The organism is Kribbella sp. NPDC055110 (assembly GCF_053607525.1).
This window is the reverse complement of the sequence record NZ_JBSGTS010000026.1, coordinates 51,443-69,921: the sequence shown is the minus strand read 5'-3', so window position 1 is coordinate 69,921 and position 18,479 is coordinate 51,443. Positions and strand designations below refer to the sequence as shown.

Annotated in this window: 23 protein-coding genes and 1 other RNA gene; 10 read left to right on the top strand and 14 right to left on the bottom strand. The window is 67.6% G+C overall.

Annotated features, from left to right (window positions below; genetic code table 11):
* Positions 1–11: 11 nt before the first annotated feature.
* Positions 12–140 carry a hypothetical protein gene (locus tag ACWF0M_RS30895; RefSeq protein WP_452239248.1) on the top strand — a complete coding sequence of 43 codons (129 nt, stop codon included), beginning with the start codon at positions 12–14 and terminating at the stop codon, positions 138–140.
* Here ACWF0M_RS30895 and ACWF0M_RS30890 read toward each other — a convergent pair.
* A complete protein-coding gene (locus ACWF0M_RS30890; protein ID WP_452239247.1) occupies positions 125–679 on the bottom strand; it encodes a TetR/AcrR family transcriptional regulator in 555 nt (184 codons plus the stop codon). The genes ACWF0M_RS30895 and ACWF0M_RS30890 overlap by 16 nt on opposite strands.
* Positions 680–729: 50 nt before the next feature.
* Here ACWF0M_RS30890 and ACWF0M_RS30885 point away from each other — a divergent pair, with 50 nt between their 5' ends.
* Positions 730–1,215 carry a GNAT family N-acetyltransferase gene (locus ACWF0M_RS30885; protein ID WP_452239246.1) on the top strand — a complete coding sequence of 162 codons (486 nt, stop codon included), beginning with the start codon at positions 730–732 and terminating at the stop codon, positions 1,213–1,215.
* Here the strand turns inward: ACWF0M_RS30885 and ACWF0M_RS30880 are convergent.
* Together ACWF0M_RS30880 and ACWF0M_RS30875 are read right to left on the bottom strand one after the other, a co-directional pair.
* Positions 1,212–2,273: an alpha/beta hydrolase gene (locus ACWF0M_RS30880; RefSeq protein WP_452239245.1), complete on the bottom strand. Its 1,062-nt coding sequence runs from the start codon at positions 2,271–2,273 to the stop codon at positions 1,212–1,214. The genes ACWF0M_RS30885 and ACWF0M_RS30880 overlap by 4 nt on opposite strands.
* A 254-nt stretch (positions 2,274–2,527) precedes the next feature.
* Entirely contained in the window at positions 2,528–2,707 is a 180-nt protein-coding gene (locus tag ACWF0M_RS30875; protein WP_452239244.1) for a hypothetical protein, read from the bottom strand.
* Positions 2,708–2,823: 116 nt separating this feature from the next.
* Here ACWF0M_RS30875 and ACWF0M_RS30870 point away from each other — a divergent pair, with 116 nt between their 5' ends.
* Positions 2,824–3,555: a DUF899 domain-containing protein gene (locus tag ACWF0M_RS30870; RefSeq protein WP_452239243.1), complete on the top strand. Its 732-nt coding sequence runs from the start codon at positions 2,824–2,826 to the stop codon at positions 3,553–3,555.
* A gap of 3 nt (positions 3,556–3,558) precedes the next feature.
* On the opposite strand, the gene rnpB is transcribed toward ACWF0M_RS30870, so the two are convergent.
* Together rnpB and ACWF0M_RS30860 are read right to left on the bottom strand one after the other, a co-directional pair.
* Positions 3,559–3,957, bottom strand: an RNA gene (gene rnpB, locus ACWF0M_RS30865) — RNase P RNA component class A.
* A gap of 10 nt (positions 3,958–3,967) precedes the next feature.
* A complete protein-coding gene (locus ACWF0M_RS30860; protein ID WP_452239242.1) occupies positions 3,968–4,330 on the bottom strand; it encodes a DUF952 domain-containing protein in 363 nt (120 codons plus the stop codon).
* Positions 4,331–4,374: 44 nt separating this feature from the next.
* Between ACWF0M_RS30860 and ACWF0M_RS30855 the strand changes: the two genes are divergently transcribed.
* Both ACWF0M_RS30855 and ACWF0M_RS30850 read left to right on the top strand, forming a co-directional pair.
* Entirely contained in the window at positions 4,375–5,883 is a 1,509-nt protein-coding gene (locus ACWF0M_RS30855) for a S10 family peptidase (RefSeq protein WP_452239241.1), read from the top strand.
* Positions 5,880–6,335, top strand: a complete 456-nt coding sequence (locus ACWF0M_RS30850) for an N-acetyltransferase family protein (RefSeq protein ID WP_452239240.1) — start codon at positions 5,880–5,882, stop codon at positions 6,333–6,335. The genes ACWF0M_RS30855 and ACWF0M_RS30850 overlap by 4 nt, the downstream gene beginning before the upstream one ends.
* On the opposite strand, the gene ACWF0M_RS30845 is transcribed toward ACWF0M_RS30850, so the two are convergent.
* Both ACWF0M_RS30845 and map read right to left on the bottom strand, forming a co-directional pair.
* Positions 6,323–6,511 carry a hypothetical protein gene (locus ACWF0M_RS30845; RefSeq protein WP_452239239.1) on the bottom strand — a complete coding sequence of 63 codons (189 nt, stop codon included), beginning with the start codon at positions 6,509–6,511 and terminating at the stop codon, positions 6,323–6,325. The genes ACWF0M_RS30850 and ACWF0M_RS30845 overlap by 13 nt on opposite strands.
* Positions 6,508–7,356 carry a type I methionyl aminopeptidase gene (gene map / locus ACWF0M_RS30840; RefSeq protein WP_452239238.1) on the bottom strand — a complete coding sequence of 283 codons (849 nt, stop codon included), beginning with the start codon at positions 7,354–7,356 and terminating at the stop codon, positions 6,508–6,510. Before map ends, ACWF0M_RS30845 begins: the two co-directional genes overlap by 4 nt.
* Positions 7,357–7,409: 53 nt before the next feature.
* Between map and ACWF0M_RS30835 the strand changes: the two genes are divergently transcribed.
* Entirely contained in the window at positions 7,410–7,598 is a 189-nt protein-coding gene (locus tag ACWF0M_RS30835; RefSeq protein ID WP_133999543.1) for a hypothetical protein, read from the top strand.
* 82 nt (positions 7,599–7,680) lie between these two features.
* Here ACWF0M_RS30835 and ACWF0M_RS30830 read toward each other — a convergent pair whose 3' ends face one another.
* Positions 7,681–8,292, bottom strand: coding sequence for a histone H1-like repetitive region-containing protein (locus ACWF0M_RS30830; protein ID WP_452239237.1), 612 nt, complete (start codon positions 8,290–8,292; stop codon positions 7,681–7,683).
* Positions 8,293–8,587: 295 nt separating this feature from the next.
* Here ACWF0M_RS30830 and ACWF0M_RS30825 point away from each other — a divergent pair, with 295 nt between their 5' ends.
* On the top strand, positions 8,588–9,334 hold the full coding sequence (locus ACWF0M_RS30825) for a helical backbone metal receptor (RefSeq protein WP_452239236.1): 747 nt from the start codon (positions 8,588–8,590) through the stop codon (positions 9,332–9,334).
* A gap of 63 nt (positions 9,335–9,397) precedes the next feature.
* Positions 9,398–9,574 carry a hypothetical protein gene (locus tag ACWF0M_RS30820; protein ID WP_157996160.1) on the top strand — a complete coding sequence of 59 codons (177 nt, stop codon included), beginning with the start codon at positions 9,398–9,400 and terminating at the stop codon, positions 9,572–9,574.
* 1 nt (position 9,575) lies between these two features.
* Here the strand turns inward: ACWF0M_RS30820 and ACWF0M_RS30815 are convergent, their stop codons facing one another.
* On the bottom strand, positions 9,576–10,073 hold the full coding sequence (locus ACWF0M_RS30815; protein ID WP_452239235.1) for an NUDIX hydrolase: 498 nt from the start codon (positions 10,071–10,073) through the stop codon (positions 9,576–9,578).
* A gap of 89 nt (positions 10,074–10,162) precedes the next feature.
* On the opposite strand from ACWF0M_RS30815, the gene ACWF0M_RS30810 reads away from it, so the two are divergent.
* A complete protein-coding gene (locus ACWF0M_RS30810) occupies positions 10,163–11,062 on the top strand; it encodes an aldo/keto reductase (RefSeq protein ID WP_452239234.1) in 900 nt (299 codons plus the stop codon).
* Here the strand turns inward: ACWF0M_RS30810 and ACWF0M_RS30805 are convergent.
* Both ACWF0M_RS30805 and panB read right to left on the bottom strand, forming a co-directional pair.
* The gene (locus ACWF0M_RS30805; protein ID WP_452239233.1) at positions 11,042–12,640 is read right to left on the bottom strand and encodes an alpha/beta fold hydrolase; all 1,599 of its coding nucleotides are present in this window, start codon (positions 12,638–12,640) and stop codon (positions 11,042–11,044) included. The two genes, ACWF0M_RS30810 and ACWF0M_RS30805, sit on opposite strands and share 21 nt — an antisense overlap.
* A gap of 104 nt (positions 12,641–12,744) precedes the next feature.
* Positions 12,745–13,626 carry a 3-methyl-2-oxobutanoate hydroxymethyltransferase gene (gene panB / locus ACWF0M_RS30800; RefSeq protein WP_452239232.1) on the bottom strand — a complete coding sequence of 294 codons (882 nt, stop codon included), beginning with the start codon at positions 13,624–13,626 and terminating at the stop codon, positions 12,745–12,747.
* 333 nt (positions 13,627–13,959) lie between these two features.
* On the opposite strand from panB, the gene ACWF0M_RS30795 reads away from it, so the two are divergent.
* Entirely contained in the window at positions 13,960–14,394 is a 435-nt protein-coding gene (locus tag ACWF0M_RS30795) for a hypothetical protein (RefSeq protein WP_452239231.1), read from the top strand.
* 1,247 nt (positions 14,395–15,641) lie between these two features.
* Here ACWF0M_RS30795 and ACWF0M_RS30790 read toward each other — a convergent pair.
* The 3 genes from ACWF0M_RS30790 to ACWF0M_RS30780 form a co-directional block, all read right to left on the bottom strand.
* Positions 15,642–17,414 carry an NAD+ synthase gene (locus tag ACWF0M_RS30790; RefSeq protein WP_452239230.1) on the bottom strand — a complete coding sequence of 591 codons (1,773 nt, stop codon included), beginning with the start codon at positions 17,412–17,414 and terminating at the stop codon, positions 15,642–15,644.
* Positions 17,415–17,466: 52 nt separating this feature from the next.
* A complete protein-coding gene (locus ACWF0M_RS30785) occupies positions 17,467–17,988 on the bottom strand; it encodes an AAA family ATPase (protein ID WP_452239229.1) in 522 nt (173 codons plus the stop codon).
* A 259-nt stretch (positions 17,989–18,247) separates the two neighbouring features.
* Entirely contained in the window at positions 18,248–18,457 is a 210-nt protein-coding gene (locus ACWF0M_RS30780; protein WP_452239228.1) for a hypothetical protein, read from the bottom strand.
* Between the last annotated feature and the right edge of the window lie 22 nt (positions 18,458–18,479).

Genomic DNA, 18,479 nt, shown 5'->3' with positions numbered 1-18,479 from the left:
ACAATCGCGGCATGGAGTACGACGAGTTCTTCGCGCAGTACAAGAGCGCGCACGACCAGGGGACGCTGTCCTCGAACCCGCCTGGTGGCGGTCAGCGGCAGAACACCAACGCGCGCGAGCAGGGTCAGTCGGACAGGTAGTCCTCGACGGCGGCGGTGGTGCGCTTCAGGTCGCCGGTTGCGAGTAGGTCGAGCAGGGCGCCGCGGAGCATCGCCAGTACGGCGGTACGTCGTACGGCGGACTGGTCGGGTGCGCTCGACTTGAGTAGCTCGAGCCAGTCGTCGACGGTCGAGCGGGCGAAGTCCGCCCACGGGCCGTCGGGTGCTACGAGCGAGCGTCCGTAGGCCTCGACCCAGAACGTCATCAGGGGGCGGCGTTCCGGGGCGGCCAGCCAGGTCCACAGTTCGCGCGCGATCACGGTCAGGCCGGGCGGGTCGTCGTACCGCTGCTCGATCCGGCGGAGGAGTTCGAGTTCGTCGGACCGGGCGCGGGCGAGCAGGGCGCGGATCAGGCCGTCCTTGCTGCCGAACAGAAACAGCAGCACGCGCGGGCTGGAGCCGATCGCGGTCGCCAGCGGGCGCAGCGACAGGTCGGCCAATCCGTGGGTGAGGGAGTAGGCGTACGCACGCTCGAGCAGTTCTTGCTCGCGGGCGGACGGGGCTTCCTTCGTGGTCGGCACGGGTCTAGTATTGCCTACTGAAACAGTCGTGTCAGTAGATCGGTGGGTTGATGACGAAACAGATCAGGAAGCTCGGGCAGCCCGGAGACCTCGGCTGGGTCGTGCAGTCGCATGCGGAGACCTATGCGGCGGAGTACGGCTGGGGTCCGTCGTACGAGACGCTGATCGCGCAGATCGTGTCGGCGTACGCGTCCGAGCACGACGACGAGCGCGAGGCCGCGTGGATCGCCGAGGTGGACGGGGAACGGGCCGGAAGCATCTTCTGCGTGCGCGGGCCGGACGAGACGACCGCTCAGCTGCGGCTGCTGCTCGTCACACCGGCTGCGCGCGGCCTCCGCCTCGGCGCGGAGCTGGTCGACACGTGTCTGGCGTTCGCGCGGTCGGCCGGGTACAAGCGGATGGTGCTGTGGACGAACGATCCGCTGGTCGCGGCGCGGCACATCTACCTGGCGCGCGGGTTCCGCCTCACCGGTTCTGATGTGCACGAGATGTGGGGCGATCGCCTGGTGGGGCAGACGTACGAGCTGGATCTCTAGGATTTACAGGCCGGTGCGCCAGGTGCGGCGGTCTTGTAGATCGCGTGCGACAGGAACGTGGCGACGTACCCGTTGGTGATGGTGAGTGCATGCCGCGGGCCGACGCTGCCGAGCGGCAGGAACCTGCGCAGCGGGTACGCCAGGTAGTAGACGCCGTAGTCGGTGAAGTTGAAGTGGCGGGTGCCGGGGATCGTCGCGCACCAGGACGTACCGGTGCTTGCCTTGAGCAACGAGAGGGCGCGGTCCCGGTCGTGGTCGTTCTTCGCGTCCGGGCCGCAGACGCTGGTGATACAGGAGTCGTCGGCGCCGAGCAGCATGATCGGCGCCTTCACCCCCTTCTTCACGACCTCACCGAACTGGGTCCCGTCGAGGTCGATCGCGGCCGCGCAACGTGCGTCCAGCCGGCAGGCCTCGAGTGACGCCGCGCCGCCGAACGAGTGGCCGACGTACGACGGCCCGACCGCGGACTCGACCGAGTTCGGGAGCTCCTTGGCGACCATGCCGGCCGCGAACCGCGCATCGGCGGCCCAGACGCCGACGAGATGATCGCCGACCTGCTGCGCGCCCTCGGTGCTCTCGCCGAGATTCGGCGGGTTCGCGTCCGGCTTGCTCGCGATCGTCTGCCCGCCGAGGACGGTGAGGTTCGCGCTGTACGTCGGGGTGACGCCGGCGACCAGGTATCCGTGACTGGCGAGATCCTCCGCGAGAGCGGCGTACATCGGAGCGGACAGGCCCATGCCGGGCATCAGTACGACGACCGGGTAGCGGCCGGGTGCGACGGCGACGCGGTCGAGGGCGCGGTCCTGGAGTGTGTCGAACGGTCCTTGAAGCACGGAGATCGGGGCCTTGAGATGCAGCCCTTTCCAATCATCCGGTGCGTACTGGACGCGGCGGCCGGTGGTCCCCTTGGCAACCGGGTACCAGAGCCAGACCGCGAGGCGGCGCGGGCCGTTCGAGAACGGGTCGCGGCGGGGTGTGTCGGTCCACTCGTACGTCCGCCGCCCGACCTGAAAACTCCCCGTCGGCTCCGGCAACGCCACCGGCTCCGACCGCTGCACCAACACCCACCCGACATACCCAGCCCCACCAACAAGCACAACCAGGAGCAAAATCACGATCCCAGTCCGCACCCGCCTACGCATGCCCCCACTTTCTCACCCCACGCGGCCAACACCCGCCGCACCACCCCCCGAGTCGTGAGAATCGGCGCACGAAACCCCACCAATCTTCACGACTCGACAAACCACCCCCCAACCAATCGCCACGACTCGGCGAATCGGGTCGCGGCCGATCGCCACGGGTCGGCGGTGGGTCAGGTCGGGAGCCCCCAGGGGCCGGCGACGGCGAAGACCCTCGCGCTGCCGGTGCGGGACCTGGTGTGGGCCGCCGCGGGCAGGACGTAGCCGCCTCCCAGCACCACCGCGCCGCCGAGTTCGGCGACCTTCCGCCCATCACCGTCGAGTACGGCGATCGAGCCCCCACGCGCGACCACCAAGCACCCCGGCGGCCACGGTTTCGATGGTACGGCGGTTGGTCGCGGGAGGATGTCGAAGTGGTGGAGGTGGTTCCGACGTCTCGGGTGTTCCGTTGATTGATGGAGGAGTGGGTATGAGCTTGCCGGATGTGGTGTCGCGCGACGAGTGGGTGGCGGCTCGGCGGGAGTTGCTGGGTGCGGAGAAGGCGTTTACCAAGGAGCGGGATGCGCTGAACACGCGGCGGCGGGAGTTGCCGATGGTGCTGATTGACAAGGAGTACTCGTTCGCCGGGTCCGAGGGGCCGGTGAGTCTGCTGGAGCTGTTCGAGGGGCGGGACCAGTTGGTCGTGTACCACTTCATGTTCCAGCCGGAGTGGGACGCCGGGTGCCCGAACTGCACCGGGTTCGTCGACGAGATCGGGTCCGTGCGGTTCCTCAACGCGGCGAACACCACGCTCGCGCTGGTCTCGCGAGCGCCGTACGACAAGCTCGCCGCGTACCGGGATGCGCGCGGGTGGGTGCACCCGTGGTACTCGTCGTACGGGAGCGACTTCAACTACGACTACCACGTCACGCTGGACGAGTCCGTCGTACCGTTCGAGTACAACTACCGCACCAAGTCCGAGTGGGACGCACTGCCGAACAACGAGCACACCCAGGGCGAGCAGCCCTTCGACCTCCACGGCCTGAGCTGCTTCCTCCGCGTAGACGAGCAGATCTACCACACCTACTCGACGTACGGCCGCGGCCCCGACGCCATGACCTTCACCCCCACCGCCCTCGACCTGACCGCCCTCGGCCGCCAAGAACCCTGGGAGAAACCCACCGACCGCGCTGTGCCGACGCACGAGGACCACTGCCACTGAGGGGGAACGGGTCGGTCTGTAAGCCGGATTCTGTGGTGGCGATCATCCATCTACGGTGACCGTTGCCGGGCACCTCTAGCGGCCTACCCGCGAGCTCGGGCGGGCCGCCCTCGGACGCTCGCGCGGGTGGTGGTTGCCCACCGCCCTTCTTGGCCTTGCTCCACGTGGGGTTTACCTAGCCTCCACAGTCACCTGCGGAGCTGGTGGTCTCTTACACCACCGTTTCACCCTCACCCGCACTCCTATGAACCACGGGGTTCATCGGAGCCGCTGGCGGTCTGTTCTCTGTGGCACTGTCCCGCGGGTTACCCCGGGTGGGCGTTACCCACCACGCTGCCCTGTGGAGTCCGGACTTTCCTCGGCGCCCTCTGCAAAGGGCGACGCGATCGCCCGACCGACCCGTTCCGTCCTCTCAGGATACGGCCTCCGCGGTCACGACCGGCCAACGGCCGTCCGGGCCCCGCTCATACGCGCGTACGTCGACCACCGCATCGAGGTTGAGCGGTCCGTAGATGTGCGGGAACAACTGGTCGCCGACGGGCTCCTCGCACAATGCGGAGACGAGGCGCTCGGTGTCGATCACCAGCAGGCACAGCGGCTCGTTCACGTCGGCGTACACGAAGTTCGCCACCAGGGCGACCTGTTCCGGCCGGGACGCGTGGATGAACGTCGCGCCGTCGTCGAGGCTCTTGCCGCGGGTCGACCACCGGTAGCTCCCGGCGTCGCGCGCAGCCTCCCACTGGTCCACGAATGCGATGTGAAGGATCGTCGCCATAAAGCCAACGCTAGTGGTTGCGGCCGTGGATTAAGGTGCTCGACATGGCGAACGAGGAGCGCACCGAGCCCGAGACCGAGTCCAAGCCGGAGTCCAAAGAGGAGACCAAGCCGGCGGCGCCGGTCGACGACCTGGTGACGACGCAGCGCACGCTGACGGTCGACGGCCAGGAGTTGCGGTACACGGCGACCACCGGACGGATCGTGCTCCGCGAGGAGGTGTTCACCGACGGCAAGTTCGACGGGCTGAAGCCGAAGGCCGAGGTGTTCCTCACGGCGTACACGCTCGACGACCCTGATGGCACCGGCGCGGAGGACCGTCCGGTGACGTTCGCGTTCAACGGCGGCCCGGGGTCGTCGAGTATCTGGCTGCACCTCGGTCTGCTCGGCCCGCGGCGCGTGGTTACCGGCGATGTGGGTGAGCTCGCGCCCCCGCCGTACTCGATCGTCGACAACGCCGAGACGTTGCTGAAGCACAGTGACGTGGTGTTCATCGACCCGGTGTCGACCGGGTTCTCGCGGGCCGCGGAGGGCGAGAAGCCGGGGGATTACCACGGGTTCACGCGCGACCTGGAGTCGGTCGGTGAGGTGATCCGGCTGTGGACGTCGCGGAACGGGCGCTGGATGTCGCCGAAGTTTCTGGCCGGCGAGTCCTACGGTACGACGCGCGCGGCCGGGCTCGCGGCGCATCTGCAGCAGCGGTACGGGATGTATCTCAACGGCGTCATGCTGATCTCGGCGGCGCTCGAGTTCGGGCCGCTCGACTTCACGCCGGGCAACGACCTGCCGTACGCCTTGTTCCTTCCGTCGTACGCCGCGATTGCGCACTACCACGGTCTGGTGCCGGATCAATCGCTGGAGGAGGTGCTCGCGGACGCGGAACGGTTCGCGGCCGGGCGCTACCCGAATGCGCTTGCCCAGGGCAACCGAATCTCGGCGGACTACCGCGCCGAGGTGGTCACCCGGCTGGCCGCGCTGACCGGGTTGAGCGAGGACTACATCGACCGCGTGAACCTGCGGATCGAGCACGGCCGCTTCTTCGCCGAACTGCTGCGTGCCCGCCGGTTGGTTGTCGGCCGGCTCGACGGCCGCTTCACCGGATGGGACCCGGACTCGGCTGGTGAACGGCAGGACCGCGACCCGTCGATGAACGCGATCACCGGGCCGTACTCCGCGGCGCTCAACCACTACGTCCGGGTCGAGCTCGGCTACGAGAACGACCTGCCGTACGAGGTGATCAGCATGGACGCCGCGAAGGGCTGGTCGTTCAAGGAGTTCGAGGGCCAGCAGATCTCGGTCGCGGACAAGCTCGCCGAGGCGATGCGCGTCAACCCGCACCTTCGCGTTCATGTCGCCTCCGGCCACTACGACGGCGCGACGCCGTACTTCGCCACCGAGCACACCCTCGCCCGCCTGCAGATCCCGGCCGAGCTGGCCGCCAACATCGAGACGAAGTACTACCCGGCCGGCCACATGATGTACGTCCACGAAGAGTCCCGCATCCAACAGTCCACCGACCTCGCCACCTTCATCACCGCCTCCTCCAACCGATGATCCTGATCCGCCGCGCAGACGCAGTACAGACGCCGGCAGTCCCGGGCGTCGTACTGCGTCCGCCGGCGGTCGAGGACGCACTCCCACTCGGCAAGCTGTACTTCGAGGCGTACGACGCCGGCGTCGCCGCAGCAACGGAACAGGAAGCCCTCGAGGACATCGAGCTCACATTCGCGGGCGAGTACGGCGTACTCGCACCAAGCCTCAGCCGCCTCGCCTGGGCCGACGACCAACTGGTCGGCGCACTGCTCGTCGTCGAGCGCGCACCGTGGCCGGACACTCCCGACTGCCCGTTCATCATCGAGCTGTTCACCGCCCGATCCCGCCGCCACCAAGGAATCGCCAGACTGCTCCTCCGCGAGTGCGCAAACATCACCGTCGCACTGCGCGTCGACGAGAAGAACACGCCTGCTGTGACGCTCTACAGATCGTTCGGCTTTCAGGAAGGGTAAATGCGGAAGCCGTTGAAGGCCTGCTCGCCGTCGAGCGCGACGACGGTCGTCACGCCGGGCGCGGTGAAGACCGCGTGTGCGCGTGCGGGGTCGGCGGGCAGGCTCGGCCAGTTCTCGGCTTCGCAGATCGCGAGGACGCCGGCGAGGTGACCTTCCTCGTACGGCGTGACCGTCACGGGAGGGTCAGTACTTCGGCGCCGGTGTCGGTGACTACGAGGGTGTGTTCGAACTGGGCGGTTCGGGACTTGTCCTTCGTGGTGGCGGTCCAGCCGTCGTCCCACAGGTCGTACTCGAACGTGCCGAGGGTCAGCATCGGCTCGATCGTGAACGTCATCCCGGGCTCGATCACATCGTCGAAGCGTTCGTCGTCGTAGTGCGGGATGATCAGGCCGGAGTGGAACGACGTGGAGATGCCGTGGCCGGTGAAGTCGCGCACCACGCCGTACCCGAAGCGTTTCGCGTACGACTCGATGACGCGGCCGATGATGCTCACCTGACGACCGGGCTTGACCGCCTTGATGCCGCGGTTCAGCGCCTCGCGGGTGCGCTCGACGAGCAGCCGGCTCTCCTCGTCGACGTCGCCGACCAGGAACGTCGCGTTGGTGTCGCCGTGCACGCCGTCCAGGTACGCCGTGATGTCGACGTTGACGATGTCGCCGTTCTCGAGCGGACGGTCGTCGGGGATGCCGTGGCAGATCACCTCGTTCACCGACGTACACAGCGACTTCGGGTACCCGCGGTAGCCGAGCGTCGACGGGTACGCGCCGCGCTCGACCAGGTACTCATGCCCGACCCTGTCGAGCTCGTCCGTCGTCACGCCCGGCTTCGCCGCCGCACCGACCGCCTGCAACGCCTGCGCGGCGAGCTTGCTCGCAACTCGCATCTTGTCGACCAGCTCGGGCGCCGTCACATACGACCCGTCGAACGGCGTCGGCGTCGGCTTGTCGACGTACTCCGGACGCGGAATGGAAGCAGGTACGTCGCGGCGCGGCGAAATGACGCCAGAGGTAAGGACAGACATGGTGAGATCATTCTAGAGAGCTGCGACAAGACTCCCAGGAGGTGGTCATCCAGATGAGCGACGATCACAGCAACGAGTGGTACTACAACACCAAGACCGGCAAGGTCGAGCCGTACCAGGGTGCGAAGTCGGGGGACCGGCTCGGGCCGTACAGCTCGCCCGAGGAAGCTGCCCGCGCCCTGGAGAAGGCCCAGGAACGCAACGAGGCCTGGGACAACGACCCGAAGTGGGACGACGACTGAGGTCCGGCTCCGAAGACGTGCTGAGGGGCACCATCAGACTGATGGTGCCCCTCAGTTGTTAGCGACTTTGCTGACGTGAAGGTCAGCGAGCTACCCGCTTGGCCGGGGCCTTGCGTGCCGGTGCCTTCTTGGCAACGGTCTTCTTCACCGCGGACTTCTTCGCGGCGGTGCGAGCCGGCGCCTTCTTCGCGGCGACGCGCTTCACGGGAGCCTTCTTCGCGGCGACCTTGCGGGCCGGCGCCTTCTTGGCGGCGACCTTCTTGGCCGGGGCCTTCTTCGCCACGACCTTCTTCGCCGGCGCCTTCTTGGCGACGGTCTTCTTCGCGACCGTCTTCTTCGCCGTCGTCTTGCGCGCTGCCGTCGTCTTCTTCGCAGCGGTCGCGCGCTTCGCCGGCGCCTTCTTCGCGACGGTCTTCTTGGCCGTGACCTTCCTCGCCGGAGCCTTCTTGGCCGCGACCTTCTTCGCGGGGGCCTTCTTGGCGGTGGTCTTCTTGGCCGGCGCCTTCTTCGCCACCGTCTTCTTGGCGGCGGTCTTCTTGGCCGCACTCACCTTCTTCGTCGCAGTCTTCTTTGCTGCGCTGACCTTGCGCGCGGTTGTCGTCTTCGCGGCGCTGGTCTTCTTCGCGACAGTCTTCTTGGCGGGAGAAGCCTTTTTGGCTGTCGCCTTCCCTGCGGCTGCCTTCTTGGCTGGCACTCTGCCTCCTTGGTGCGGCTGAGGAAAACCACGGTGGATTCCTCGTCGTCATGATGATGACAACACTTGTGCGCTACGTAAAGCACCGGAAACGTCCGCAGGTTAAGGAGAACTCGCGGCGGGTGCGTGGGTAAATGCCGAGAATCCTTGTGCAGAAGGGATTCCGCCGCGCCTCGAGGATGCCGGATAGGCTGAATATTTTCTTGGCGACACGCGCGCAATCTGGCGCGCAACTGCCCCGATCGACGAGTGTTGTCCTCGGCAACGTCCTGCGAACGTGAGGTGCGAAGAGCAGATGAAGAGTGCGTACGACGACCTGCGCAACGTCGTCGAACTACCCGACGAGGTACGTCGTGTGGTGAGTATCGTGCCGTCGTTGACGGAGTCGATCGCGGTCACGCATCCAACCGAAATCGTTGGTGCGACCGACTGGTGCACGCATCCCGCGGACCTCGACGTCGTCCGTGTTCGCGGTACCAAGAATCCCGATGTCGAGCGCATCCGCGAACTCGCACCGGACGTCGTCGTCGCGAACGCCGAGGAGAATCGCGCGGCCGATCTCGACGCGTTGCGCAGCCGTGGAATCGCGGTCTGGGTGACGGCGCCGACGACGGTGCCGGAATCACTCGACTCGCTCGGTCGCATGCTGTCCGCGATCGTCGGCGGCGAACCGCAGTGGTTGCGCGATGCGCGCGCGGTGTGGAGTACGCCGTACGCCGGAATGCGCCGGCGGGCCGTTGTACCGATCTGGCGGCGGCCGTGGATGGCGCTCGGCCGGGACACGTTCGCGGGCGATCTGTTGTCGAGGATCGGCATCGACAACGTGCTGAATGAATCCGGTGAACGTTATCCGCGATTCGACCCGGACGTGTTACCCGACTACGACCTCGTGGTGCTGCCGGACGAGCCTTATCCGTTTTCTCCCGACGACGGACCGGAGGTGTTCACGAAACCCGCGCGGTGTGTATCCGGGCGGCATCTGACCTGGTACGGACCGTCACTTGTCGAGGCGCGCGAACTTCTGAGCGGACAGCTCGCGTGACGTCCGCCACGATCGCCACGTGACGTCTAGACGGGTTAGGTATGCCTCACCTACGCTCGCCGGGTGCCGTCGATGACCGCGAAGAAGAAGTGCTGCAAGGACAAGCCGAGGTGCAAGAAGTGCCCGGTGGTCCTGCTGCGCCTGTCCAAGGCAGGCTGCGCCGAGCGGCTCGATCGCGTGCACTACGAGGTGGACAAGAAGGTCCCCAAGAAGGTCCTGAAAGAGGCGCGCAAGCGCTGACTCAGGAAGCCCGCCGCAGTGTGATCACGTCCGCTGCCCGCCGGAGCATTCCGGGGATCGTGACGTGCGCGGCCTGACCGGTCGCCTCGAGGTCGTCGCCGTACCACCAGCCGTGCGCGCTGATCGTCTGCAGTTCCAGCTCCTCCTGGTTCGCGAACGTCACGTCGACGCTGTCCACCGCGACCGCGAAGAACGTCTGGTGCTGGATGATCCGGCACCCGCCCCACTCGAACTCGATCGTGTTCGTCGCCACCGGTGCGCCGAGCGCGTCGATCGGCAGCACGACGCCGACCTCTTCGCGCAGTTCGCGGCCGGCCGCTTCCGCGACGGTCTCACCGGATTCGACGCCGCCGCCGATCGTGAACCAGTACGGCGACTGCGGCTTCAGCGGATCCCAGCCGTGCAGCAGCAGCACCTTGCCGTCCGGACGCACCGGCAGCACGCGGGCCGTCGTACGGTGTCGGACCGTTCCTGGTGGTGGCAACTGGGATTCGCTCACACCACAAAACGCTAAGGGAAACTGCTCGCTCGGCGTCGGGTGCCGCGGCGCGTCTCACATGGTTGCTGTGGACATCTACGATCGGAAGCATGGCAAGTATCGGTCTTGGACTGGCAGCGCTCGGGCGTCCCGGGTACATCAATCTCGGGCACGACGAGGACCTGCCGCCGCGACGTGCCGTCGAGGACCTGCGGGTGCGGACGCACGAGCTGCTGGAGCAGGCCTGGCATGCAGGTGTTCGGTACTTCGACGCCGCGCGTTCGTACGGTCTTGCCGAGCAGTTCCTCGGCGAGTGGATCACACCGCAACGCCGTACGGCGATGACCGTCGGGTCGAAATGGGGTTACACGTACGTCGCCGACTGGCGGCACGACGTGGACACGCACGAGGTGAAGGACCACAGCCTCGCGACGTTCGAACGCCAATGGCCGGAGACCCTTCAAGCGCTCGGTGGACCACCGGACTTCTACCTCGTGCACAGCCTGACGTCCGACAGTCCCGCACTCGAGGACAAGCGCTTGCTGGATCGGTTGCGCGAGCTGGCGGACTCCGGTGTCCGCGTCGGGCTCTCCACGAGCGGTCCACGACAAGCCGAGACGCTGCGCAAGGCGTTGTCCTCCAGTACGCCGTTCTCCGCCGTACAAGCCACCTGGAACGTCCTGGAGACGTCAGCGGGCGCCGCCCTCGCGGAAGCGCACGACGCCGGCTGGTTCGTCGTTGTGAAGGAGGTTGTCGCCAACGGCCGCCTCACATCCCGCGCGGGCGAGACGCCGTTCAACGAGTTCGCTCAGCAGCACGGCGTCGCACCTGACGCGTTGGCCATCGGCGCAGCCGTCGCTCAGCCGTGGGCCGACGTGGTCCTCAGCGGAGCAACCACGACGGCCCAACTGGCCAGCAACCTCGCTTACCGCACCGACGGCCCACTCACCGAGTTCGCACAAGAACCCGAGGAGTACTGGACCGAGCGCTCATCGCTCCCATGGATATGACGGCCTGAGGGCGTGACGCAGCGCACCGGACTTTGTTGTCGCAGCGGCCACCGCGGCCTCAGGCTGCGGCGCCGGAACCGGCGGGCACTGCACATCGGAACGATTGCCCGACACCCGTGGCGGTAGCGCACCGGTCTGCAGGTACGCGACGATGCGGTCGTCAGTGCACGTGACGCCGGACAACGAGCCCGCGTGCGTGGTGCCACCGACACCTTCGATGAGGACCGCGTTCGGGAACGTCTTGCGGGTCTGCAGTGCGCCCGAGTACGGCGTCGCGGCGTCGAGGGTCTCGTTGATCATCAACAGACTCTGGACCCGGCTGCCGTCGACCTTCACCGGGTGACCGGCCTTCGCCGGCCAGAAGGCGCACGGTGCGTTGAACCAGGCGTTGTTCCAGGTCAGGAACGGCGCCTTCGCATAGATGCTCCAGTTGTCCCGCCGCCACGTCTGCCAGTTCGTCGGCCACTTGGCGTCGGTGCAGGACACACCCAGATAGATGGCGTACCCGTTGTCGTCGAACGGCGGACTGCCGTACAGGTCGACCAGCGGCGCGGCGTCGTGGTTGTGGACCCATGCCGCGAACGCGTTCGCGACATCCACCCAGCCGTACACGTAGTACGCCGCCTGCGTGAAGATGTCGTTCCATTCGGACGGGCCGATCTTGCCGTCGGCGGGATGGCCGATGAGTTTCTTCAGTTCGGCGTAGTACCGGAGTTCGACCTGGGCCTCGGTGGTGCCGAGATGCCAGGTGGAGTTGTGCGCGGCGACGTACGCGAAGAACACCTTCACGCTCTTGTTGAACGCGAAGTCCTGGTCGAGGTTGGCGTCGTACCAGACGCGGGTCGCGTTCACGACGCCGTCGAAGATGACGCGGCGGAAGCGGTTCGGGTACAGCGTTCCGTACACCTGGCCGAGGTACGTGCCGTAGGAGAACCCGTAGTAGTTGATCTGCGGGGCGCCGAGGGCCGTCCGGATGCTCTCCATGTCGCGGACCGAGTCGAGCGTGGTGAGGTGACCGAGCAGCGCGTGCTGCGCGTTGTCACAGGCCGCGGCATACGCCCTGGAGCGTTGCAGCCACACCTGCTCGATCTGCCGCGTCACCGGGACGTACAGCGGGCGGTTGTAGCCGGCGTAGTCCGGGATGCAGCTCAGCGCGGGCCTGCTGGAGCCGACACCGCGCGGGTCGAACCCGATCCAGTCGTACGCGTCGCCGGCGCCGTTCGGGACGAACTCACCGAACACCGCGTAGATCAGGCCCGAGCCGCCCGGTCCGCCCGGGTTCACCAGCATCGGGCCCTGGGCCTGCGCGTCGGGCGTCTTGTGCTTGATGCGCGACACCGCGAGCTGGATCTTCGTCCCGTTCGGACGGCTGTAGTCGAGCGGTACGACGACGTACCCGCACTGCGCGCCGCGCGCGGCCAGGCGCGGATCGGTACACGTACCCCACTGCACCGGCGGCGGCGTGTAGCTCGCCGGTCTCGGACGAGCTTGTACGGCGCTCGCGGCCGGAATCGATGTCAGCGCGCCGGCGACCAGCGCGAACGAAACTCCGATGGCAACAACGAATCGACGGATCATCAATGGCCTCCCCTTTGCCGAAACATCGTGAACCGATGCAATCGGCCGGACAAGGGTTCGCCGACCGTTTGCGGACAGCTACCGGGGAGGTGCGGAGAGTCGCGTCAGAAAGTGTGTTCGTCTCCCGGGAAGGCACCTGAGGCGACCTCGGACGCGTACGTGGTGGCGGCGTTGGTCAGGATGCCGCGCAGGTCGGCGTACTGCTTGACGAAGCGCGGCATCGTGCCCGAGCGCAGACCGGCCATGTCCTGCCACACCAGCACCTGGGCGTCGGTGTCGCGGCCGGCGCCGATGCCGATCGTCGGGATCGGGATGCGCTTGGTGATCTCCGCGGCGACATCGCCCGGGACCATTTCCAGCACCACCGAGAACGCACCGGCCTCGGCGAGCGCCACGGCGTCGTCGATCAGACCGGCGGCCTGATCGCCCCGGCCCTGGACGCGGTACCCGCCGATGCTGTGCTCGCTCTGCGGCGTGAAACCGATATGCGCCATCACCGGGATGCCGGACTGCGTGAGCTTCTCGACCATCGGTACGACGGTCCGCCCGCCCTCGAGCTTCACCGCGTGTACGCCGGCTTCCTTCATGAACCGCACCGCCGTGTGGAACGCCTGCTCCGGCGACGCCTGGTACGAACCGAACGGCAGGTCCGCGACCACCAGCGAATGCTCGACCGCACCGGCAACCGCACGCGCCAACGGGATGAGCTCGTCGACCGTCACCCGGAGGGTGGTGTCGTAGCCGAACACGTTGTTCGCGGCGGAGTCACCGACAAGCAGGACGGGGATCCCGGCCTGGTCGAAGATCTCGGCGGTGTACTGGTCGTACGCCGTCAGCATCGCCCACTTCTCACCACGACTCTTGAAGTCCCGCAGGTGATGGATCCGGTACCGCCGCGGCCGCTTCACCCCATCGGCCGGCTTCCCAGCACCCCCGCCGTACGGCGAAACCTCCGCCTCCCTACGCGGCGCAACACCAGCCACCACCCGCGGCCCACCATCCGCGGCCGTGTTACTGGCGGCCGGACCTGCCGAGCCCACACTGCCCGCGGCCGTGTCGCCGGCGGATGGACCTGCTGAGCCCACGCCGCCCGCGGACGCGTTGCCGGCAACTGCACCAGCTGCCGCGCCGCTGCCCGCTGCCGCCCCGCCGCCTGCAGCTGCGCCGGTGCCGAGGGGGTTGTTTGGCAACGGACTGGTTGGTTGTGCGCGGCGTCCGGCTCGGTGTGAGGTGGCCTGTTCTGGGGAGACCCGGCTGGGGGCGTCCTGCTGGACGCCCGCGCGCCGACGGGCGCCGATCGGGCGAGCCGCGCCAGGTACGTGTGGCTGATCGCCAACAGGCTCGTCGCTCACCGGTGCGTTGCTTTCGTACTCGGCACTCGGGTCCGACAGATACCCGTTGTCCCGCACACCAGGAGCCGCGTCCGGCCCACCCGCCCGAAGCCGAATCTCCTGAGGCTGAGTCTCCTCAACCTCACCACGCCGCTGAGCTTCTTCGCGCCGCAGTATCTCCTCACGCCGCTGCGCATCCTCCCGCCGCTGCGCATCCTCCCGCCGCAGAGCGTCCTCGCGCCGCTGAGCCTCTTCGCGTCGCTGGGCTTCTTCACGCCGTTGCGCATCCTCGCGCCGTTGTGCCTCTTCACGTCGCTGAGCTTCTTCGCGCCGTTGTGCCTCTTCGCGGCGGTGGGCTTCCTCGCGTCGCTGGGCGCCTTCGCGCTGCAGAGCCTCCACGCGTCGTTGGTGTTCTTCTGCTAAGCGTGTGTCTTCCTGCTGACGGGGCGGCTCTTGCCGGACTGCTTCTTCTTGGTGACGAGCGTCGTCCGACTCGGCCGAGCGGAGTGGCTCAGCTGGGCGGGGCGGCTCGGGTGGGCGAGTCGGCTCGGGGGCGCGGTCGTGGCTCCAGATCGGTTCGGGGCCAGGGCCTGGCTCGTAGCGCCGGGGTGGTTCCTGACCGCGGCTCGACTCCTGGGCACGCGGCCCGTCTGGTGGTTGCAGACGCTGCGGAGGCCGCGGCGGCTGCTGCGAACCCAACCCGTTACTCAACCCATTACCAGACCCGTTGCTGCTGAACCCATTGCCGTTACTCGACCCGTGACTACCCAGGCCGTTGCTCGAGCCGTGGCCACCAAGCCCATTGCTTGACCCATGGTTCAGCCCGTTGCCTGTTCCGTTGCTCGCCGCAGGTTGACCACCAGTAGGCGGCTGTGGAGGGAACGGGCTGGTCTGTGGTGCCGGACTGCTCCAGTTCGCGCTGCCGTTCGACGGGCGCTGCGGCGTACCGCTGCCACCCGGAGCCGAAGGCGCCTGAGACGGAGGCGCCGAAGACGGAGGCACCGGCGGCTGAGCCGGCCGCGCCTGCGCCCCACCTGACACACCGTTACTCCCAGGCCCGAACGGACTTGGCCGCCCCGGCGGCGGTGCCTGCGGAGGCTGTTGCGCCGGCGGCTGCGGCCGGAACGGGTTCTGCTCCTGGTACTCCCGCCCGTACGACTCCTCCCGCGACTCCCCGTAGTACTCCCGCGGCTCTACCCGTGGCGGCTGCTGTGAAGGGGGTGGCGCGCTAGGCAGGTACGGCGGTTTCGGGACGTACGGCTGTTGCGGCACCGGGCCGCGTTCGTATGTCCGCGGCGCGTTCGGCAGTGACGGCGATGGGTCGAGACCCCACCCAGACGTAGCAGAGTCGCGGTCCCGCCAGGCGTCGTTGTCGTAGTCCGAGCGGCGGTGTTCCTCGGTTGCCCGTTGCGCCGGTCCGGTCCCGTACGGCGAGGGCAACTCCTCGTCGTCACCCTGGGTACCGGCCGACAGGTAGTTGTCAACCATGCCTTCATCGTCCCACCGATGCGGAGGGTGAGCGCCACCGCCTGTAGGTGAGCGATCGCTCACATCGTCGCGGTACGTCTCTTTGGGCAGGCCGGAGCGGTCGTGGGTCTCCTCGGTGGAGCCCCAAGGCTGGTCCTGGGCCCAAGGGTCGGGTTCGGACGGTCGGTACCGCCAGGAGTCGCTCAGTGCTCGGCCGCCTTTCGTGCGTCCTCACGCCATGCATTGGTGATCGGCAACCGGCGGTCCCGGCCGAAGGCCTTGTGGGTGATCTTCGGGCCCGGCGGGTACTGCCGGCGCTTGTACTCGGCCCGGTCGACGAGCTGGATCACCTTGGTGACCAACTCGGTGTCGAACCCGGCGGCGACGAGCTCCGCACTGCCGCGGTCCTGCTCGACGTAGTCGTCCAGCATGTCGTCGAGCAGGTCGTACGGCGGCAGCGAGTCGGTGTCCTGCTGCCCGGGGCGAAGCTCGGCGGACGGCGGCTTGGCGATCGAGTTCGCCGGGATCGGGGGCTGCTGACCCTTCTCCTTCGCGTCGGCGTTCCGCCATTTCGCGAGCCGCCAGACGAGCGTCTTCGGGACGTCCTTCAGCGGCGCGTACCCGCCGACCGCGTCGCCGTAGATCGTCGAGTACCCGACCGACAGCTCCGACTTGTTGCCGCAGGCAAGCACCAGGTGGCCGTCGGCGTTCGACAGGCCCATCCAGATCACCGCGCGGACCCGCGCCTGCAGGTTCTCCTCGGCGAGCCCGGTCAGTCCGAGCGTGTCCAGGAACGGCTGCACCATCGGCTGGATCGGTACGACGCGGTAGTTCAGGCCGGTGCGCGCGGCGAGGTCGGCGGCGTCGTCCTTGGAGTGGTCGCTGGAGTACACGCTCGGGTTGGAGATCCCGAACACGTGCTCGGCGCCGATCGCGTCGCAGGCGATCGCGGCGACCAGCGAGGAGTCGATTCCGCCGGACAGTCCGAGCAGCACCGACTTGAAGCCGTTCTTCTGCACGTAGTCGCGCAGGCCGGTGACGATCGCGCCGTACATCTCGGCCTCGTCGGACAGCCGCGGCGCGATGTTCGCCTCGATCGCGTCGTACGGCGGGAGCTCGTCGTCCTGGAGGACCGTGTGCACGATCTCGATGCCTTCGTGGGTGCCGGACGGCGTACCCGAGGCGGCCGGGAGGTCGAGGTCGACGACCATGCTGCCCTGCTCGAACTGCGGTGCGCGGGCGAAGACCGTGCCCTCGGCATCGGCGATCAGCGAGTCGCCGTCGAAGACCAGTTCGTCCTGGCCGCCGACCAGGTTCACGTACGCGAGCGCGCAGCCGGCCTCGCGGGCGCGGCGCCGTACGAGATCACCGCGGACGTCGTCCTTGTTGGCCTCGTACGGCGAACTGTTGACGACGAGCAGCAGGCCCGCGCCGGCCTCGCGGGTGACCGCGACCGGGCCGCCGTCCTGCCAGAGGTCCTCGCAGATCACCAGGGCGACGTCGACGCCGTGGATGCGGACGACCTGCAACGTGTTGCCGGGAACGAAGTGCCGGAACTCGTCGAAGACGCCGTAGTTCGGCAGGTGGTGCTTCACGGCGCTCGTGACGACGCGACCCTGATGGATGACCGCGGCGGCGTTGGTGGGGGAGCCCTTCGGGCGGCCGAGGCGGTCGATGCCCATCGCCGTACCGCCGGCCCGGTCGAGGTACCCGCAGATCACCACGATGTCGCCGAGTCCTTCGTCGGCGAGCCGCTGCGCGAGCGAGTGGATCCGGGACTGTGAGGCGTCCACGAACGACGCGCGCAGCGCGAGATCCTCCACCGGGTAACCGGTCAGCCCGAGCTCCGGGAACGCGACCACGTGCGCACCTCGCTCGACCGCGTTCCGGGTCCACGCGACGATCTTGTCGGTGTTCCCGTCGATATCACCCACGGTCACATTGAGCTGAGCAAGCGCTACCCGAAGCTGAGGCACGAGAGCACATTACTGGTTCACCAGGCCCGACCCCACGCCCCTCACCAACCTCTTACCAACGCCGAAGGAAACTCCGCACCCGATCAAGGTTCTCTTCCATCCCCTCCATCGCATCCACAGTCACCCGCACCCCCTCCAACTGCGCATACTCACTCCGCATCCGTACAACGTGATCCCACCCCACCTCATGCCACCCAGGGATCCCCCGCCGTCGCCCTTCGAGCCGCCGGCGATGCTCGCTTTCATCACTGCAGACGCATTCCACGATCCGCAACTGCCCGCCGTACCGTCCGGCCAGTCGCCCCCACCGCTCCGCGATCTCCTGATTGATCAGACAGTCGACGATTGCGGACTGCCCGAGCATCAGCTGCCGTTCGACGAGGCTTCCGAGGAGGTCGTAGTACATCGCCAGGAACGCCGGACGGTCGAGGCCGTCGAGGACGCCGTGCGGTCTGAGTGCTCCGAGCAACCAGTCACCGGCGAAAGCCGGGACTCCGGTTTCCGTCGCCAGGCGTTCGGCCAGGGTCGACTTTCCGGTTCCCGGCAGTCCGGTGAACGCGATGATCTGCTTCACCGTCTCGAGGCTACCGAGGTGCGGGCTACCAGCAAGGGGCTGGTGTGCAGCTCGACAGGTAGTGCACCGGCGAGACGCCGTACGCGCGGACCCGATCACGCTCAACTGCACTACCCAGCCACCCGACACGTCCTGTCGAGCTGCACACCGCGAGGGTATGGGGAGGATTTCCTGCCCGATCCGGGAAGAAATCCTCCCCAGGTCCGTAGTTCGGGTGCGGGACGGTGTGTGGCGACGGGCGTCGGCTGGTCGAGGCTGTTCAGGACTCTGTACGGGCGACCAGCAGGGGCGTGACGGTGGTCCAGCCCAAAGAGTTGAGGGTGTACGGCGGCGGCACCGGATGCGCCACCTGGTCGGCCGGCGCGATCGTCATCAGCCATTCGGTGCGGGCGATCTCGAGTGGCCTGAGTTCGGTGGCGACGCGCGCCGGGTCGGCGGTGGCGATCGTGAGCCACGACGTACCGTGCATGTAGATATCGAACAGCGACGAA

Coding starts and splice junctions, on each gene's coding strand:
- ACWF0M_RS30895 (WP_452239248.1), top strand. CDS start 12: ATGGAGTACGACGAGTTCTTCGCGCAGTACAAGAGCGCGCACGACCAG.
- ACWF0M_RS30885 (WP_452239246.1), top strand. CDS start 730: ATGACGAAACAGATCAGGAAGCTCGGGCAGCCCGGAGACCTCGGCTGG.
- ACWF0M_RS30870 (WP_452239243.1), top strand. CDS start 2,824: ATGAGCTTGCCGGATGTGGTGTCGCGCGACGAGTGGGTGGCGGCTCGG.
- ACWF0M_RS30860 (WP_452239242.1), bottom strand. CDS start 4,330: ATGGCGACGATCCTTCACATCGCATTCGTGGACCAGTGGGAGGCTGCG.
- ACWF0M_RS30855 (WP_452239241.1), top strand. CDS start 4,375: ATGGCGAACGAGGAGCGCACCGAGCCCGAGACCGAGTCCAAGCCGGAG.
- ACWF0M_RS30850 (WP_452239240.1), top strand. CDS start 5,880: ATGATCCTGATCCGCCGCGCAGACGCAGTACAGACGCCGGCAGTCCCG.
- map (WP_452239238.1), bottom strand. CDS start 7,356: ATGTCTGTCCTTACCTCTGGCGTCATTTCGCCGCGCCGCGACGTACCT.
- ACWF0M_RS30835 (WP_133999543.1), top strand. CDS start 7,410: ATGAGCGACGATCACAGCAACGAGTGGTACTACAACACCAAGACCGGC.
- ACWF0M_RS30825 (WP_452239236.1), top strand. CDS start 8,588: ATGAAGAGTGCGTACGACGACCTGCGCAACGTCGTCGAACTACCCGAC.
- ACWF0M_RS30810 (WP_452239234.1), top strand. CDS start 10,163: ATGGCAAGTATCGGTCTTGGACTGGCAGCGCTCGGGCGTCCCGGGTAC.
- ACWF0M_RS30805 (WP_452239233.1), bottom strand. CDS start 12,640: ATGATCCGTCGATTCGTTGTTGCCATCGGAGTTTCGTTCGCGCTGGTC.
- ACWF0M_RS30780 (WP_452239228.1), bottom strand. CDS start 18,457: ATGCACGGTACGTCGTGGCTCACGATCGCCACCGCCGACCCGGCGCGC.